The sequence below is a fragment of the Yersinia aleksiciae genome (genome assembly GCF_001047675.1).
In the GTDB taxonomy this organism is placed as follows: domain Bacteria; phylum Pseudomonadota; class Gammaproteobacteria; order Enterobacterales; family Enterobacteriaceae; genus Yersinia; species Yersinia aleksiciae.
Genome location: NZ_CP011975.1, coordinates 1,516,747 through 1,531,729 on the forward strand (window position 1 = coordinate 1,516,747; position 14,983 = coordinate 1,531,729).

The following is a 14,983-nucleotide window of genomic DNA, read 5'->3' on the forward strand; positions in this document are numbered from 1 at the left end:
ACCAATTGATTCTGCTCTTGTTCCGTCATGACTTGTTACTCCTTACCCGCCTCGTATATCCAGTCCCAGCGATGGGAGGCTTCTTCCTCTTGGGGCTTGAACTTACCGGCTTTACGCTGCTGTTTGGTTAGTGGGTCTTGGGTGGTGGTCTTACGGCTATGGCAGCTGGCGCACAACCCTTGATGGTTGCTGGCGGGCCAGAACAACACATCACTCTCGCCATCAATCGGGATGATGTGATCAACTATCTTGGCCGGGATATAGAAGCCTTTTTTCTCACAATCAACGCATAAGGGATTGGCTTTCAGGTACATCAGGCGGTATTTTCCCCAACGGTTGGAATAGCCGCGCGTGGTGCGGGTGCCGCGGCTGGCTGTCACCTGTGCGCTAGCTTCACGTTTATGCTCAGCGCAGCGGCCAGCCTTCACACGTACACGGCACCCGGGATAACTACAACGTTTCAATGGATGGACTGGCATTAGTAAATCCCCGGCTCGCGATATACCGTCCACAAGTGAGATATGGTCAGTGGGACTTCTTTAATCGTAAGGTCAGCAACCATTGATCTACTTTCATAAAGTTGTGTCACATACATCAAACAACCGACTTTCATTGCTGGCGTGAATTCCAATCCATCATCAAACCGTTTACCAATATGACGCTGGCAAACCTCCAACGTGGCATCAATATAAATTTTGATCAGACTATCTTCCTCGGTGAATTCAGGTTCAATTCGGCACTGAAGTTTCACCTCTTCCAGCGTAATCAATGAATCATTCATATAACTTCCTTATCGTCAGCCGCTTTCACCTGAACCGTTTGTTTCCATGCCTGACTGAATTCTTCGCCACCGGCATACGCTGGCATCCCCTCACGCTCACGCGCTTCATTCGGAGACATCACGCCGGATTTAATGGCGGTTTCGTAACTGCGGAAACGTTCTTGAGGATTGGCCCGTAGCAAATCGGCAGTGTCAAACTCCACCTGATAGCGAACCTGAACCGGGTGACTTGCCACCAGCAGAGAGGCTTTAACCTGTTGCTCAAAATTTGTTAGCCAGGGGCGCAAGGTCTGAGACAGAAAAGCGCGACTCGCCTCGCTGAAATTGCTGTAGGTGCTGTTGGAGTACTCTTGCAGGAATATCGGGCTGATGTTGAATATCCGGGCGATGTCTTCAATGGTGAAGCGACGAGACGCCAACCACTCAGCATCCTGATTGCTCATGCCTAACTGCTCGTACTTCATGCCGCCTTCGATAATCGGCGTTTTACCGGCATTGCGTGCGCCTTTGTAACGCTCCAGTGCTTCCAGTGCCTTAGCGCCTTTTGGCCCGTCTAACCAGTCACTGGTTGTCAATACGCCGGAAGCCATCAGGCCGTTATTCATCACCGACGAACCATGACGTTGTTGAGCCAGTCCAAGCCCAACCGTTTCACGACAGACAGTTATCGGAGAACGCCCAAGGAAACCATCTTCAGTCGCATGTCGCAGGTGCAAGATTTCCTCCTGAAGGTACGTTTTGACCGTGCCGTCCGGGTGTGTAATGGTATAGGCGAATCGGTGATTACTCAGGCGCTTGGGTACCACGGCGCGAGGTGGGTAAGAATGCAGTGATTGCGGCTTGCCATCCTTGCCCCATTCGATAACGGCATAGGCGTTACCGTTCAACAGACAATGGCGCATCATCGTACGCTTGAACTGATAAGGCGTCTGGCAGTCATTCGGGTATTCATTCAGCAGGTAATCAACCGGATGCTCCGATAACCATTCTCTTTTCTCATTCTGAACTCGGTACAGGTAACACGGCATCGAGGCCACAGCTTCGCTGATAACGGTCACAGCATTCATAACCGCCGGCAGAGATTCAGCAGTAGCAGCAGACACATGTTCACCGGCTCCCGTATTGGGGATGCCAGCCAGCGCCATAAACTCATCAATGGTCATTGCTCGGCTTTCGGTCTTACGTTTGAACGGCCACATATCACAACCCCGCCAGATAAGCCCAATGGGAACGCAGAGACAGATCCACCAGCTCCGGGTGCTGGGCTAACAGTGAGCGCTTAGCAATCTGAACATCCGTTTCACGGTAGGCCGGTAAGCTGGTCACAGTGATTTCCCGTAGTTCTGCCGCCAAAACAGTACGGACATAAGGCTGTTTGGTACTGTCCCACTGGTCTTTTAATGCACGGAAACCAAAGCTCATGCCTGATATATCGCCACGCTCAACCATGGTCAGCACATCACGGCCTAACTGGGTATCGGGTGGGGTCAATTCAAAACGCAGACCGGTAGCATCCTCACTCAATACAAGGGTGTTTGACTGGGTGCGACCTAACAGCGCGGTATAGTCATGCTCAAACAAAGCACGAACATCGGTACCGGCTGCAAGGCTGGCTTTAAAGGCATTAGGGGCAAACTGCTCGACAAACTCATCCCACAGCACTTCTGAGCGGCTATTCCATTTCACGGCATAACCCACTAACTTTTTATCGCTGGTGGATAAGCTGGCGGTGCGGATCTCAAAATCGGTATCTTTCATTGGTAAACTCCCTGATAAGAAAGGGGCCGTAGCCCCTGTTGCTTACTCTGCGATTTCGAGAACTTTGATCGCGTTGGAGTCCACCAGCCCACCACCCAGATACTTATCAGTGTGAACCTTGTAGAAGCCCGGCGCGGTGATATTGTCAGGACGGGTGCGGGTACCCGTTTCATGATCGACGATGAAATAGCCGCGCTTGAAGTCACCTACAGCAATGACCGGTTTACCCGGTTCTGCATCGGGCATGTTTTCCAGATATCGCACTGGATGGCCCAGCAACATATCCGGATCACCAGCTTGTAGACGGTCACGCCAGATATAATCACCATTACCGTTTTTAATCTTTTGCAGCATGGCGGCACTGTTGGAGTTCATCACCCATACAGCATTTTTGCGGTAGCGGCGGCGCAGTTTGAAGACCAAATCAATTAATTCATCAGCGGTAGGCGCATCACCAGCAGCAACCATTTTTTCCAGCGTTCCGAATGGGCGAGTACGGTCACCGGCTGCAGCTCGAGGATAAGACAGGAAGCCTTTAGCCTTTTTAGTACCGTCACCGTTAACAAGGTCGGTTTCTTCGGTTTCAATAAAGGTGTCGCTGATCTCTTCGGTCAACCAGCCCATGATATCCACATCACTAAAATCAAGGATTTCCTGCGTGGTTTTCGGGTAAGCATAGATAGGGTTCAGCTTGATACTGACCTCTTCCAGCTTAGGCGTCGCGGTTTCGGTACGGGCTTCACCTTCTACGCCTCGACCTACCGCCGCACCGCCCACGGACACAAGTTTTTTATACTCGTTGGATTTGGTGGTTTTGACGGTGCAAATTTGGCGCATTTCTGACTCATCAGCCAACATGCGCATAATCTCACTGTCCAGCTCCGGGATAACCGAATAGCCGCCGCTCTCATTCACGGTGGTGGATAACATGCGGGTTTCACCGGTCATGATGTAATGGCGTAACTCGTCGTTGGTCACTTTCTTACCATCGCCTACAGGCTTGGCTTTACCGCCCTGAGTGCGTTCTTCATCAGCAAGGGATTCATAACGGGTGATATCAGTAACCAGAACATCTGCCTGAGCACGGATTTCATCAAACTGGGTGGCTTCTTCGGGGGTAAGGCTGCGTTTTTCATCTTCGGCCTTGGTCAGCAGTGAGCGCATTTGCGTGGCTAACTCGGCTTTCTTCTGGCGTAACTCTAACAATTTTTTCATAGTGGTTTCCGTAAGTGTGAATACAGACGGGAAACCAACTTAAAAGGTAAAGCCATTTAACAGAATTCCAGTGCGGAAAGGTGGGCGCTAAACGGCTAAAGTGACGGCTCCCGTCGGAGTGTCACCATTCAACATATACATGAAAAATAAAGTGTAAATATAGAGAATTACAAATGAACGCATACAAACAACTACGAACAAGTAATTTACAAAACTTTATTATTGTATTTTTCAATAGCACACAGCCAATAACTAATAGTCGAGTCCGTTTCAAAAATTAAATCACTCAACTCTAGGCTTGGTTTTGCACCTTTTCTGATCTTATCAATACCCTTCATATATGAATCATAAATAGCAGGCTCCAGAAAATTTGACTCAAATTCAGTTAATTCACCACGTTTAAGCTGGCCTTGAATTTCTTTTAGAGCAGACTGAGCATATTCTTTTAATTCAGTAACTTTATTGCTGATGGCTTTGTCAGTATTAAACCGCGGATACATAGCGTTCAAGTTTTCACTAATATCATCAACACGGCGTTTAATTTCCAACAGACGATCCATAATCACCTCTTTATATGAGAAAGATAAATTTCTTGATAAACCATCTTCGTATATTATTTTGTTATTTCTGCTACACCACCTATATCCGTTACTTACCCTAAACTTATTTAATTGATATTAAAATACTTATCGCCTCAATAGTAAAATTTCCTTCTTGGCTTTACATCTTCGCTCATCAATAAAGTCAGCTAGATCTTGCACATGAACCATTCTAGGGGACTTTTGTGTATTTCCGATGCGAAAGGTGGGTATTGGCATATCTCCCGCATTGGCTTTCTTGTCTGCTGTGGCCGGACTCATACCCAGGTATTTATCTGCAATCACAGACAGAGGTATAACCGCCATCTCAAACTCTGCCATTAGCAAAAACATAGTATTCATTTTGGATCTCCCCAATCAGACCCCACTACTTATAAAAATAAATTATGCTTTTAAGTCTCCACCTCGCCACCCAAGCCATTTTCACTATATAAATCATTATGATAATGGGTGGTGACTCCTGTTTTAAGTCTCCGTAAGTCACCACTCTATGCCTCCACCTTTTTAGAAATGGGTGGAGAGGTGGAGACTAGGTGGAGACTCCATTTAAAGGTCTCCACCCATTAACTATATGTTTTATAATATCTATTTAACTGAGTGGAGACAGGTGGAGACTTATTCAATAACTTTTACTCTGTACCCCCTGTTGCAGCCGGTAGCCACTCCTCGGCATCATCAGCCAGCCGGATGTTGGAGCGCATATTTCCTTTGGTACTTTTCTTCCTGATGTACTCTTTACCATACTCAGCCATTGAACCCGGCATATCAGTAGCGAACCGGTTAAGTGAGATCGGCTTACTCAACCCATTACTCTGCATATAAGCAAGATAGGCGTGGTACAGGTACTTCCGTGGGCTGAACGGTATAATGCTAGCATTGCCGATAAACAAGCCGTCACACTGCACCGATGCCATTAGGTAGCCGCAGAAGTCCACCAGCGAGTCACCTTCACGCTTAATAGCCAACGCCTCTTCTGATTTCTGCTGTTCGAACAAAAGCCGTTTAGCTTCTCCCTGATCTGCAAAGCGTGTCAGTAAGTGGCGAATGATAACCGGCAGCTCTGCCTCTATCTTTTCTGACAACATCGGATCACGCTCATTCTCTGGCACAACCTGCGAGAAGTTGAAAATAACCCGACGTCGGGATATACCGCCGCTTCGGTCACTGAATGACATGGCGTTATTGTTTACTGCCAAAATAACAGCCGGGATCCGTGTCGAGTAAGGCGCTTTGTGTTTCGGGTCTATCGCGACCTTATCCCCACCGGTAATGGCTTTGATCCCTGCCCCGTCACCAGCATAGCGGGACATATCTGGCATGATGATAAGAGAGTATCCGACTATCAGCGCCCTTTCCCTTGGCTCCTCGAGTGCCTTCATACTGGCCGATACGGTGTTGGCTTTCCCTGCCAGCATGGTGCAGATCTCCGCCAGTACACTTTTACCACTACCACCCGCGCCGGTTATCTCAAGAAATAGCTGCCAGTCATACCGGTTCGCCATCACCATATAGAGTGCTGCCAGTACCCGATCGGCTTTCCGAGCATTACCGGCCGTTGACCAGTTAAGCCACTTCCAGAATGCGGGAGAGTGAGTGGCCAATGATTCCCCTTCCTCTGCCTGAATAAATTCCACATCACTGGCAATCAATAACCAGTCCTCTTGCCGGTGTTCTCTGAATAACCCCTCTCGGGTATCAAATACACCGTTGCTAAACCCAATCAGATTGCGTGCTGTGGTCCCCATTATTGGCAGACTCAATTTCATGGTATCAACGGCGTTCTTCATGGCTGGCATGGAGTAAGGAACCCTCGATTCCATAAATATTGCCGCCATCTCACGCGACAGCGCCTTATCTGAAACAGGTTGCCAGATTATGCCGTTGTAGTGGTGTACAGTGTCCGAATCACCATGTACGGCTAAATCACCGTCATAACGGGCCAAAAGTACCTCACCGCGCTGGCTTGGCCCCATTTGGTTAAGTGCCGGGATTACGGCGGGTTCATCAGCGGGAACAACATTAAACAGGGAGTTAATGCGATCGGCATTGGCTAATACAGCCACAAGATCAGGACGGCTGATAAACTCCAGTACCACCGCTTCGCGTTTCTCCCGTGCGTATTCCGGTGATTTGGCTGAATGGAAGCCATTGTCGGCTAACCACTCCGGCGTAACTGTCCCAATCGCGAAAGATCCCAGCCTTACGGCCAGACAATTGAGAGGTGTCCCCGTTGTGGTTTGTAGTATGGCCTTTGCTACCACCGCTTTCTCAATCGGGCGACCATTAACCCAACGATAAACACAGGAAAATAGTTCATTGGGCCATTGGTTAACGCTTGTCTTCTGTGGCTTACTCATAGCTGTGGCCTCGCTGACATGGTGAACTTGCCGATCAGCGGGTGATACCAGTACTTGCTACCGTATTTACGCTTGGCACCCTTGATAATTATCAGCGCCGCTTCACGGAATTTCGCCTCATGTACTGCGTGACCATTGCCATGACGAATTATCATCACACCACAATTTCTCGCCAGTTCTTCCGCTTTACAGGTGGATAGCCCCATTTCAGCCGCCAGAGTGGTAAGAGGTGCCATTCCTTCCGGTACTGAGCCTTTACGTTGCATGGCAGTTAGTGCCAGCTCGAGGGCCGCAACGCGCTTTTCCAATTCGTTAAATTTCAATGTGCTAATCATTTTTTGGCCCCCTTGCGCTTCTCTTGCTCGAACGCAATAGAACTACCGTTTTGCTCTAGTGCTTGGGCCATGCGGGGAAGGTGTCTGAGTACCGAACCTATTAAATGCAGGTCGCGCATAGCTTCTTCCCCTGAATATCCTTCGCTCTCTGAAACTTCCAGCAGCAGATTGCCGATAACCTGTATCGCAGAATTAATAGCCATACTGGCACCACAGTAGATACTGTTGTGCTCATCTAACTTCTCGTCAGATACCTTGCTAACATCATGAGTTACAAGAACATGATAAATATCACCCATGGTCAGCCCCTCCCATCTTGTACTTTTTCGCAGCTACTAGGCGGCGCTGACGGTCATGATCGATGTATTCGCAACCCACTAATTCCGCTTCACGCCCAACATTCTCAATGGTTTCCTGCGCCCTGTAGGAGATGAGATTTAGCGCGTCGGCCATCATATGCATGCGTTGATAACATTCTGGGGACTCCATCCAGTGCAGCAACAGATCAGTAATGGCTACGATTTCCGACAATGCTTGCTGTGACAGGCAGTCCATATCTTTGATGGCGGCACTCAGCACATTTATCTGCTCATTGGGTTTTAGTTCACGCATGGCTCACCTCCTCGCCAGAAAGGTTGATCAGGCATTCGGTTGCTGAGTCGGCATACTCCGAAGAAACCTCAAGCAATGTTTCAATCTCATGGCTGGAAAGCTCCCAAAGTGAATAGCGAAGTGCACGAATGACCGCGCTTGCTCTCTGCGCCTGCTGGAGAGTTGACATAACCGCCGTCATTTCTGATTTACGCATGGCGCACCTCCTGAACTGGCAGACGAGCAGCAAGGGAAAGGATGAAGTGAGCAGACAGAACCTGACGCGCTTCTTTCTCAGTAAAAGCCTCAACCGATAAGCGACAGGGTGCAGCACTGCGATCTGAACGATGCAGGGCTAGAAAACGATACTGATATTTGGGGCGAGTTTGGGTATGATTTAACATAGCTACCTCGATACTCATTCTATCGTTGGTGGTAAGAGGCCCGGTTAGTGGTGAGACACTTCCGGGCTTCGTTATTTTAAGGTGTATGTCACCTTGACTTTTAACGCTACACTCAAGTGAAATACACTTCAAGCCTTTTTTTATTATTATTTTTGCGTATACTGACATACACCTAACGTATGGAGATCCAGTAATGGCAACGGGTGCAAAGAACGCAAAATCACAAATGACAACTGTTCGAATTCCACATGAAGTAATGGTAGATATTGAGCAGCTAAAGGAAGATGGAGAGAGTACTGCTGGCTTTCTCGTAACGGCAGCTAAAGGCGAGATCAAACGCCGCCAGCGCAAGAAAGCAAAGCTGACTGATTGATTTTGTTTCGAGGGTGGTATTTCCCCTTCGGCTAAGCCGGAATTCCTTCTTTGGGTATCAGCCATTGCCATAGACCCCCACAGAGGGAGTAGGCATACGCCTATAGGTTGGGTGTAAAAAGGTCTATCCAGATTTGGAGACACCCACCAGCCAGCGATTGATTTTAAATGCGTAGAATTTCCGGTGTGAGCAAGTTTGCGCGTATCTCGGTTGAACTGCGCCAATGGCGCGGTTAACTTATAACCATAGTTCATTTCTTGACCGAGTTGCATATCTGCAACTCTCGTAATGGGGCCAGCAGATATGCTAATCTGGTTGTGGTTTATATAAGTGTTTTGACATTGGCGGCCTTGCAGGGCCGCTTTTGTTTTATCTGGCATGTTCCACCTCACACGCTTTATCCGTGGTTACTCTAGGCTGGTTCTGCTGCCATACCTGAATCTCAGATAACATCCAGCCAATAGCACGACCACCAAGTTTCCGGCGTGCTGGGAATTTGCCCTCTCTTTCCATTAGATAACGTGTGGTTCGACATAGCCCTGTTAATTTACGGCATTCAGGTTCGCGAACGGTGCGGTCTAGATTGGTTATTTGATTGTTCATAGAAAAACGCCCTTGTTTATATTGGTTCGACAAGGACATTCTTTAATAATTAATTAAGCTCTGCGATGGTAAGAAAACAACTATTTTTTAATTGGTAAAAAATCTATTAATTAAACTATTTAGAAATTTCTCTGCGGAATTTTTCTAAAGACTCTTCATTCATTAGTTTATCTACAAACGGCTTGACTGTTTGTGCTATTGCAAATACATCTTTTTCTCCATTAGGAAACAGGGATACGGCTAGCACTCCTTGGGAGATACTACATCTACTGTCTATCGACCATATCATTAAATCAATATATGGAATAACGTTATAATCTATTATTTTCCTTCTTATTACATCCCATGAATTATTAAAAGTAATATTTACAGATTCAATGCCAATCTCTTTACGCCAAATAGGTAGTAACTTTTTAAAATCATCAACTAAAAACTCATCTGGTATTGTTAAATCTACAGTTAATAATAAGCCCTCATCAGTTACCATACTAATAGAGTCAGTCATTCTTGCCATTAACAATCCGTGATTTTCATCACCCGACTCTAAAATATTATTAATTTCTTCATTATTAATTATTAAAGACATCCCAGCCCGACTACCGATAGTGTCAGTACTTTCCGATAGAAATGATATCTGATGTCGTGTAACCCCATGTAATCCATATCCATTACTTATTCTTCTTGATGTATCTATATTCTTTTTATATTTATCTAACCGTTCTCTACCACCATTAAATTCGTAATACTCTTCTGGTATAGTTATGTCAAACTCATCGAAAGGATCTCGACTATCAAAAGGTTGCGGTAATAATTCACCATGTTCTAAAAAATATGTACTGGAATCATAACTGCATAACCCCTCTAAGCATTCCTGTCGCCTATAAATCTGCCTAAATAAGTCCTTGTCAGACATTGTTGATAATGTGCTATATTTATTTAAGTTAAATTCTTTCGGCAAATCTATTTTTGAATTTATTCTATTCATTTTTTCACCTGCAACAAAATAACGTTTTCATGTTCACCCGCAAGCAACCCTAAGCGTTCACACCACATATTTAACGCCTCCAGTTTCTCCGGCATATATTGGCTAAGATTATAGACCGCCATGACTCCCGGCATGATATGGCCCAGCAATTGCTCAACGACGTGTGGACCAACACCCAGATCGTTTAGCTTAGTGGCGAACGTTCGTCGGATATCGTGAAGTGACCAAGGTTCAGCATGGCCCAAGCGTTTCCAGACCAGTCGGCCCCAAGCACTCACAGCACTTGATTGCTTTATTTCACCAAGAAGTAAACCGCTGTCTTTGTGTTCGCGATGCAGCCCCTCAATGATTGGCCTTATGACGTCTGGTATTGGGCGAACTATTTTTGTGCCCCCTTTACTGTGCTCTTTGGGTACCGTCCATACCCATTTTTTTAAGTCCCACTCTGACCAGGTAGATAATCTCACCTCTTGGGAGCGGCAACCAAATGCCACCAGCAGGCGAAGCATGGCAGCATAGTACGGTTTAAACTTAAGTTGCTGGCTAGCCTTCCAGAGTTGCCCTATCTCCTCGTCGGTATGGTCTCTATCGCCTTTCTCCTGCTTTTTACCAACATCAGGTATGGTTAAGTCGTCTAAAGCATTGCTAACAGCGTACCGGCGTACTCGGCAGAACTTGAGAGCCTGCTTACACATCTGAAAAACATAGCCGGTGGCCACTGGTGCATCTTTTTTCATTCGATCAAAACATTCCAGCCAGTGACGGGTTTCACACTGTGAAAGTGGCAGAGCACCGATATAAGGGTAAATGTGTTTTTCGAGCTGGGCTTTATGCCGTTTCACATTGGCGCGATTGTCGGTCGCATACTCGGCAATCCAATAACGGAGAGCATCCTCTACCGTGACAGGTTTGAGAGTTTCAGAAGTGGTGAGGTTTAATTGATGTCTAGGATCTTTGCTGTCAGCCAGCCATGCACGACACTGATCGCGCTTCTCCCGCGCCAACTTAAGAGGCATGTCCGGGTAGTTCCCCAATTTTAGCCGCTGTGGTTTGGCACTACGTCCACCAAGACGATATGCAAATACCCAGGTCATAGCACCTGATTTTGTCACTTTAACGCTCAGGCCATCACCATCAGCGTAAAAATTATCACCAGGGCTTTCCCTACCAAGCATTTTTCTAAGGGTTGCGTCGCTAAGTTTGTTTGTTCCACCAGCCATATAAATCTCAGTTCATGTGTTGCGATGACTACACGGATGACTACACCGTTCGTTGCATCTCAGCAAACAAGCTTGAACGAACATGAACAAGGATAGGCTAATACTTAATGAATATCAAAAAGTTATACGAACGATGACGAACACCTATAAACCATAAAAAACAGTACTTTATAGAATACGGCATGAACTGATACTAGTCAGTTAAGGTGCTGTTTAAAAAGGCGTACTCCACACGGAGCGCGCCTTTTTTGTTGGAGTGACGACACTTATCGCTCGCGAAATCCCGTAGATGGCTAGCTCACCACGACTCGATTACGCCCCTGCTGCTTCGCACGATATAAGGCTTCATCAGCCAGTTTAAGCGCATCTTCTGGCATAGCTTCGCCACTCCAATAGGCCACACCCAGTGAAATTGTAATGGGGCGAATTTTCGCTATCTCCATCATTTCCACATTGTGGCGCAGCCGGTTGGCGACCTGTGTCGCCACATCAAGTGTCGTACCCGGTAGCAACATCAGGAACTCTTCACCGCCACTACGGCACAGGATATCGGTATCGCGGGAGCTATCACGGATCTGAGTCGCCAATTGCTTAATCACTTCATCACCGACATCATGACCGTAGGTGTCATTGATCAACTTAAAGTGGTCGATATCCAATGCAATAACTGAAAAGTGTTGCCCGAGTTGCGCAATAGGCTCGAGGGTCGTTGCCAATCCCCGTCGGTTATACAGGCCTGTCATCGGATCGGTTTGGGCTTCAAATTTCAATTTACCAATTTTCTTTTGCAGCAGGCTGATACCTATCAACATCGCCCGCTTGAGTTGCGTAGACTCAAAATACCATGATGGTATCTCTTTGATACTGATGGCGATATCGGGTTTATCCATATCGTTAGCACTGCCAGCCAGTAACCATAATGGACGGGCGATCAGGCGAGATAATAGCCAGACACCCAGCAGGGTGAGTAACGCCAGCGGCGCAATATGCCCTAACCCCTTAATCATTAGCCCTTCCAGCGGTTTCAAGGTTGATGCCTCTGGCCGTAAGGTAATGATCTCCCAACCTGATGGCTCTACAACGGCGTAGCCCGCTAGCATTGATTCGCCACCCGAACTGGTCACCATCAAACTGCCATTGGTTGCAGTTTTCGCGGCCTCTGTAAGTGGTCTCGGCGCAAGCACCTCCCCGATACGACTCGCATCTCGGTGGTATAGGATGCGCCGCTCACTGTCCAACACCACGATATAGGAACCATCGCGGTAATAGTGCTCACCCAATAGCTCATTTAAGACACTTTGCTTGCGCAGATAAATAGTCCCGCCGATATAGCCACGATAACGCCCATCCGGCGTAATAATCGGGGTTGATATATTGACGACCAAATTATTAGCTGCCGATACATAAGGCTTACTGATTAGCGGGCGACGTGCTTTTAACGCCTCTATCGATCCTGGTGATGTTAATACATGGCCTAACAACTGGAGACTATCAGGGGAAGTGGCGCGGATAACGCCATGTGCATCGGTGATGACCACCGAGTTGAAGCTGTCAGTCTGATATTTTAGCCGTGCAGTTTCTGCCTGCAAAATGGCCTGATCATCAAAATGCTGGGCGGCAATCATGCTGCTGTAGTGAAGCTGCTTTTGTGCACTTTTCAGAAAAATCTCGGTACTGGAGGCCAGCTTGGTGGCATAAACACGATTGGACTCCAATGTGTTATCAATCAATAGCTGTCGCTGTACTCGATAACTGGCATAGAAGCTGTTCGCCAGCGTCACAAATGCACTCATCACAGCCAGAATAAGGATTAAGCGACCTAAGTCGAGACGGAAAATCTTGGTAGAAATAATCGAGCGTGACAAGACAGCATTCCTGAAGCGGTAGAGAGGACCTATTTAGCCATGACGGTAGCACGAAAAGAGAGCAAGAACTCGCCTATATATAGACATATGCTCAATATTTATCTCCTCAGATCAATCGTTATCACGCTATAGTCATTATCAACGGCTATCTATACTTAAATAGCTGGCGTTTCAGCACGGCAGCAAACGAATGAACCCCGATGAGCTGATTAAAATCAGTGCGTTGGGATAGCGAGCTGCAACGTCAAATAAGAAGGGTATGGCTGACTCATACCAACAATTAGGGGTTAATTATGAAAAAGCTGGTCATTGCCGTAGCGCTCGCAACAACTGTATTAAGTGGATGCGCCAACAACAATACGTTATCTGGCGATACGTTTTCTGCCTCTCAGGCACGGCAAGTCCATACCGTCACCTACGGGACCGTCGTTTCTGCGCGTCCGGTAACCATTCAAGGTGGCGATAAGAATAACGTAGCCGGTGCTATCGGCGGTGCCGTCGTCGGTGGATTCTTGGGGAATACTATTGGCGGTGGCCGTGGTAACAGCCTGGCAACAGCAGGTGGTGTGGTTGCCGGTGGTATGGCAGGTCAAGGCGTACAGAGTGCGATGAACCGCAGTGAAGGTGTGCAACTGGAAATACGCCGAGATGATGGCAGCAGCATTGTCGTGGTACAGGCGCAAGGTCCAACCCGTTTCAGCGCAGGCCAACGCGTCATGATTGCCAGCGATCGTAGCGGCACAGTGACAGTTTCTCCTCGCTAAAACGGCATGCCGGAGGTTATCCTCCGGCATTTAGCGGCTTAATGACAGAAAATGGCTTAAAATTTAACGTCGTTTTTTATCGGCCTAACAACTTGTTTAGTCACATGAAAACGCCGTTTCTCTGTGCGACTTCAGATGAAAAAACCATTCATGTTAGCTATGAAAGTCAAATATAGTGTTGCCACGAGAAATGCATTGTGGTTAAATAGCGTCATCGGTTTGGAACACAGACCTTATGAAAGCAGTTTTAGTAAAGCAGTCCTCAGTTCAAGCGCTATCCTAGATATCCCTTCTCCGTGAGTCTCCTCCTAAGTGCCCATAAGTTATCCTCTGAAAGACAGACCACGTTCGCTGCAATATTGTGGCAAAAAATAATTGAAGGAAATATCTCTATGTCTAATAAAATGACTGGTTTAGTAAAATGGTTTGACGCTGGTAAAGGTTTCGGTTTCATCACTCCTGCTGACGGCAGCAAAGACGTGTTCGTTCACTTCTCTGCTATCCAGAGCAATGATTTCAAAACCTTAGATGAAGGCCAAAAAGTTGAGTTCTCTATCGAGAACGGCGCTAAAGGCCCATCAGCGGTAAACGTAGTCGCTCTGTAATACAGTGTGATTCTGGGTGTTGGCAACCGACAGCGATGACGGTTTAACCCGAGCAGTGTTGCCAACACTCAAGCAAGAAAGCAGTACCCGGTTGACAGTAACATTTATGCAAGCAGTTTTAGTAAAGCAGTTCTCCGTATTAGCGTTATCAGACAGATACCTCTTCTCCGCGAAATTCCTTCTAAGTGCCCCCATAAGTTGTACCCAAGCCTATTCGCTCGCCTATGGCGGCAATCAAAAATAATTGAAGGAAGTATCTCTATGTCTAATAAAATGACTGGTTTAGTAAAATGGTTTAACGCTGACAAAGGTTTCGGTTTCATCTCTCCTGCTGACGGTAGCAAAGACGTGTTCGTTCACTTCTCTGCCATCCAGAGCAATGATTTCAAAACCTTAGAAGAAGGCCAAAACGTTGAGTTCTCTATCGAGAACGGCGCGAAAGGCCCAGCAGCGGCGAATGTTGTTGCTCTGTAAGAGTTAATAACTAAGCCCAATACCTAAGTCATTGGAGTTATACGCCGCTAATGC

Annotated in this window: 21 protein-coding genes; 4 read left to right on the forward strand and 17 right to left on the reverse strand. The window is 47.0% G+C overall.

Annotated features, from left to right (window positions below; genetic code table 11):
* Positions 1–35 precede the first annotated feature (35 nt).
* The 13 genes from ACZ76_RS06975 to ACZ76_RS19535 form a co-directional block, all read right to left on the reverse strand.
* Positions 36–479 carry an HNH endonuclease signature motif containing protein gene (locus ACZ76_RS06975; RefSeq protein ID WP_048618027.1) on the reverse strand — a complete coding sequence of 148 codons (444 nt, stop codon included), beginning with the start codon at positions 477–479 and terminating at the stop codon, positions 36–38.
* On the reverse strand, positions 479–781 hold the full coding sequence (locus ACZ76_RS06980; RefSeq protein WP_048618028.1) for a head-tail connector protein: 303 nt from the start codon (positions 779–781) through the stop codon (positions 479–481). The genes ACZ76_RS06975 and ACZ76_RS06980 overlap by 1 nt, the downstream gene beginning before the upstream one ends.
* Positions 778–1,980: a phage portal protein gene (locus tag ACZ76_RS06985; protein WP_144413896.1), complete on the reverse strand. Its 1,203-nt coding sequence runs from the start codon at positions 1,978–1,980 to the stop codon at positions 778–780. Before ACZ76_RS06985 ends, ACZ76_RS06980 begins: the two co-directional genes overlap by 4 nt.
* Before the next feature lies 1 nt (position 1,981).
* Positions 1,982–2,539, reverse strand: coding sequence for an HK97 family phage prohead protease (locus ACZ76_RS06990; RefSeq protein WP_048618033.1), 558 nt, complete (start codon positions 2,537–2,539; stop codon positions 1,982–1,984).
* A gap of 42 nt (positions 2,540–2,581) precedes the next feature.
* Positions 2,582–3,754, reverse strand: coding sequence for a phage major capsid protein (locus ACZ76_RS06995; RefSeq protein WP_048618035.1), 1,173 nt, complete (start codon positions 3,752–3,754; stop codon positions 2,582–2,584).
* Between the two features lie 206 nt (positions 3,755–3,960).
* Positions 3,961–4,314, reverse strand: coding sequence for a hypothetical protein (locus ACZ76_RS07000; RefSeq protein ID WP_048618036.1), 354 nt, complete (start codon positions 4,312–4,314; stop codon positions 3,961–3,963).
* Positions 4,315–4,440: 126 nt separating this feature from the next.
* On the reverse strand, positions 4,441–4,695 hold the full coding sequence (locus tag ACZ76_RS07005; RefSeq protein ID WP_048618038.1) for a pyocin activator PrtN family protein: 255 nt from the start codon (positions 4,693–4,695) through the stop codon (positions 4,441–4,443).
* Positions 4,696–4,982: 287 nt separating this feature from the next.
* The gene (locus ACZ76_RS07010) at positions 4,983–6,710 is read right to left on the reverse strand and encodes a DNA primase family protein (protein ID WP_048618040.1); all 1,728 of its coding nucleotides are present in this window, start codon (positions 6,708–6,710) and stop codon (positions 4,983–4,985) included.
* Positions 6,707–7,045 (reverse strand): hypothetical protein, encoded by a 339-nt coding sequence (locus tag ACZ76_RS07015; RefSeq protein WP_048618042.1) that lies wholly within the window; start codon positions 7,043–7,045, stop codon positions 6,707–6,709. The genes ACZ76_RS07010 and ACZ76_RS07015 overlap by 4 nt, the downstream gene beginning before the upstream one ends.
* The gene (locus ACZ76_RS07020; protein ID WP_048618044.1) at positions 7,042–7,344 is read right to left on the reverse strand and encodes a hypothetical protein; all 303 of its coding nucleotides are present in this window, start codon (positions 7,342–7,344) and stop codon (positions 7,042–7,044) included. The genes ACZ76_RS07015 and ACZ76_RS07020 overlap by 4 nt, the downstream gene beginning before the upstream one ends.
* Positions 7,337–7,657, reverse strand: coding sequence for a hypothetical protein (locus tag ACZ76_RS07025; protein WP_048618046.1), 321 nt, complete (start codon positions 7,655–7,657; stop codon positions 7,337–7,339). Before ACZ76_RS07025 ends, ACZ76_RS07020 begins: the two co-directional genes overlap by 8 nt.
* A complete protein-coding gene (locus ACZ76_RS07030; RefSeq protein WP_048618048.1) occupies positions 7,650–7,853 on the reverse strand; it encodes a hypothetical protein in 204 nt (67 codons plus the stop codon). Before ACZ76_RS07030 ends, ACZ76_RS07025 begins: the two co-directional genes overlap by 8 nt.
* The gene (locus ACZ76_RS19535) at positions 7,846–8,040 is read right to left on the reverse strand and encodes a host cell division inhibitor Icd-like protein (protein ID WP_048618050.1); all 195 of its coding nucleotides are present in this window, start codon (positions 8,038–8,040) and stop codon (positions 7,846–7,848) included. Before ACZ76_RS19535 ends, ACZ76_RS07030 begins: the two co-directional genes overlap by 8 nt.
* A 193-nt stretch (positions 8,041–8,233) precedes the next feature.
* Between ACZ76_RS19535 and ACZ76_RS19540 the strand changes: the two genes are divergently transcribed.
* Positions 8,234–8,413, forward strand: a complete 180-nt coding sequence (locus tag ACZ76_RS19540; RefSeq protein ID WP_048618052.1) for a YlcI/YnfO family protein — start codon at positions 8,234–8,236, stop codon at positions 8,411–8,413.
* Between the two features lie 369 nt (positions 8,414–8,782).
* Here ACZ76_RS19540 and ACZ76_RS18250 read toward each other — a convergent pair whose 3' ends face one another.
* From ACZ76_RS18250 to ACZ76_RS07055, 4 genes are all read right to left on the reverse strand, one after another.
* Positions 8,783–9,016: a helix-turn-helix transcriptional regulator gene (locus tag ACZ76_RS18250; protein WP_050163129.1), complete on the reverse strand. Its 234-nt coding sequence runs from the start codon at positions 9,014–9,016 to the stop codon at positions 8,783–8,785.
* A 115-nt stretch (positions 9,017–9,131) separates the two neighbouring features.
* Positions 9,132–10,001 (reverse strand): DUF6387 family protein, encoded by an 870-nt coding sequence (locus tag ACZ76_RS07045; protein ID WP_048618054.1) that lies wholly within the window; start codon positions 9,999–10,001, stop codon positions 9,132–9,134.
* Positions 9,998–11,221 carry a tyrosine-type recombinase/integrase gene (locus tag ACZ76_RS07050; RefSeq protein ID WP_048618056.1) on the reverse strand — a complete coding sequence of 408 codons (1,224 nt, stop codon included), beginning with the start codon at positions 11,219–11,221 and terminating at the stop codon, positions 9,998–10,000. The genes ACZ76_RS07045 and ACZ76_RS07050 overlap by 4 nt, the downstream gene beginning before the upstream one ends.
* Before the next feature lie 293 nt (positions 11,222–11,514).
* Entirely contained in the window at positions 11,515–13,074 is a 1,560-nt protein-coding gene (locus ACZ76_RS07055; RefSeq protein WP_048620225.1) for a GGDEF domain-containing protein, read from the reverse strand.
* 305 nt (positions 13,075–13,379) lie between these two features.
* Between ACZ76_RS07055 and ACZ76_RS07060 the strand changes: the two genes are divergently transcribed.
* The 3 genes from ACZ76_RS07060 (at position 13,380) to cspG (ending at position 14,929) form a co-directional block, all read left to right on the forward strand.
* Positions 13,380–13,850, forward strand: coding sequence for an outer membrane lipoprotein (locus tag ACZ76_RS07060; RefSeq protein ID WP_048618057.1), 471 nt, complete (start codon positions 13,380–13,382; stop codon positions 13,848–13,850).
* Between the two features lie 392 nt (positions 13,851–14,242).
* Positions 14,243–14,455: a transcription antiterminator/RNA stability regulator CspE gene (cspE, locus tag ACZ76_RS07065; protein ID WP_005163090.1), complete on the forward strand. Its 213-nt coding sequence runs from the start codon at positions 14,243–14,245 to the stop codon at positions 14,453–14,455.
* Positions 14,456–14,716: 261 nt separating this feature from the next.
* Complete coding sequence (gene cspG, locus ACZ76_RS07070; protein ID WP_005271336.1) at positions 14,717–14,929, forward strand: cold shock protein CspG; 213 nt, start codon at positions 14,717–14,719, stop codon at positions 14,927–14,929.
* Positions 14,930–14,983: the final 54 nt, after the last annotated feature.

Excerpts from the sequence above, each read along its gene's own strand:
- ACZ76_RS07005 (WP_048618038.1), bottom strand. The coding sequence starts at position 4,695 with ATGAATACTATGTTTTTGCTAATGGCAGAGTTTGAGATGGCGGTTATA.
- ACZ76_RS07060 (WP_048618057.1), top strand. The coding sequence starts at position 13,380 with ATGAAAAAGCTGGTCATTGCCGTAGCGCTCGCAACAACTGTATTAAGT.
- ACZ76_RS06995 (WP_048618035.1), bottom strand. The coding sequence starts at position 3,754 with ATGAAAAAATTGTTAGAGTTACGCCAGAAGAAAGCCGAGTTAGCCACG.
- ACZ76_RS06990 (WP_048618033.1), bottom strand. The coding sequence starts at position 2,539 with ATGAAAGATACCGATTTTGAGATCCGCACCGCCAGCTTATCCACCAGC.
- ACZ76_RS06980 (WP_048618028.1), bottom strand. The coding sequence starts at position 781 with ATGAATGATTCATTGATTACGCTGGAAGAGGTGAAACTTCAGTGCCGA.
- ACZ76_RS07000 (WP_048618036.1), bottom strand. The coding sequence starts at position 4,314 with ATGGATCGTCTGTTGGAAATTAAACGCCGTGTTGATGATATTAGTGAA.
- ACZ76_RS19540 (WP_048618052.1), top strand. The coding sequence starts at position 8,234 with ATGGCAACGGGTGCAAAGAACGCAAAATCACAAATGACAACTGTTCGA.
- cspE (WP_005163090.1), top strand. The coding sequence starts at position 14,243 with ATGTCTAATAAAATGACTGGTTTAGTAAAATGGTTTGACGCTGGTAAA.
- ACZ76_RS07025 (WP_048618046.1), bottom strand. The coding sequence starts at position 7,657 with ATGCGTGAACTAAAACCCAATGAGCAGATAAATGTGCTGAGTGCCGCC.
- ACZ76_RS07015 (WP_048618042.1), bottom strand. The coding sequence starts at position 7,045 with ATGATTAGCACATTGAAATTTAACGAATTGGAAAAGCGCGTTGCGGCC.
- ACZ76_RS07010 (WP_048618040.1), bottom strand. The coding sequence starts at position 6,710 with ATGAGTAAGCCACAGAAGACAAGCGTTAACCAATGGCCCAATGAACTA.
- ACZ76_RS07050 (WP_048618056.1), bottom strand. The coding sequence starts at position 11,221 with ATGGCTGGTGGAACAAACAAACTTAGCGACGCAACCCTTAGAAAAATG.
- ACZ76_RS18250 (WP_050163129.1), bottom strand. The coding sequence starts at position 9,016 with ATGAACAATCAAATAACCAATCTAGACCGCACCGTTCGCGAACCTGAA.
- ACZ76_RS06975 (WP_048618027.1), bottom strand. The coding sequence starts at position 479 with ATGCCAGTCCATCCATTGAAACGTTGTAGTTATCCCGGGTGCCGTGTA.
- ACZ76_RS06985 (WP_144413896.1), bottom strand. The coding sequence starts at position 1,980 with ATGTGGCCGTTCAAACGTAAGACCGAAAGCCGAGCAATGACCATTGAT.
- ACZ76_RS07020 (WP_048618044.1), bottom strand. The coding sequence starts at position 7,344 with ATGGGTGATATTTATCATGTTCTTGTAACTCATGATGTTAGCAAGGTA.
- ACZ76_RS07045 (WP_048618054.1), bottom strand. The coding sequence starts at position 10,001 with ATGAATAGAATAAATTCAAAAATAGATTTGCCGAAAGAATTTAACTTA.
- ACZ76_RS19535 (WP_048618050.1), bottom strand. The coding sequence starts at position 8,040 with ATGTTAAATCATACCCAAACTCGCCCCAAATATCAGTATCGTTTTCTA.
- cspG (WP_005271336.1), top strand. The coding sequence starts at position 14,717 with ATGTCTAATAAAATGACTGGTTTAGTAAAATGGTTTAACGCTGACAAA.
- ACZ76_RS07030 (WP_048618048.1), bottom strand. The coding sequence starts at position 7,853 with ATGCGTAAATCAGAAATGACGGCGGTTATGTCAACTCTCCAGCAGGCG.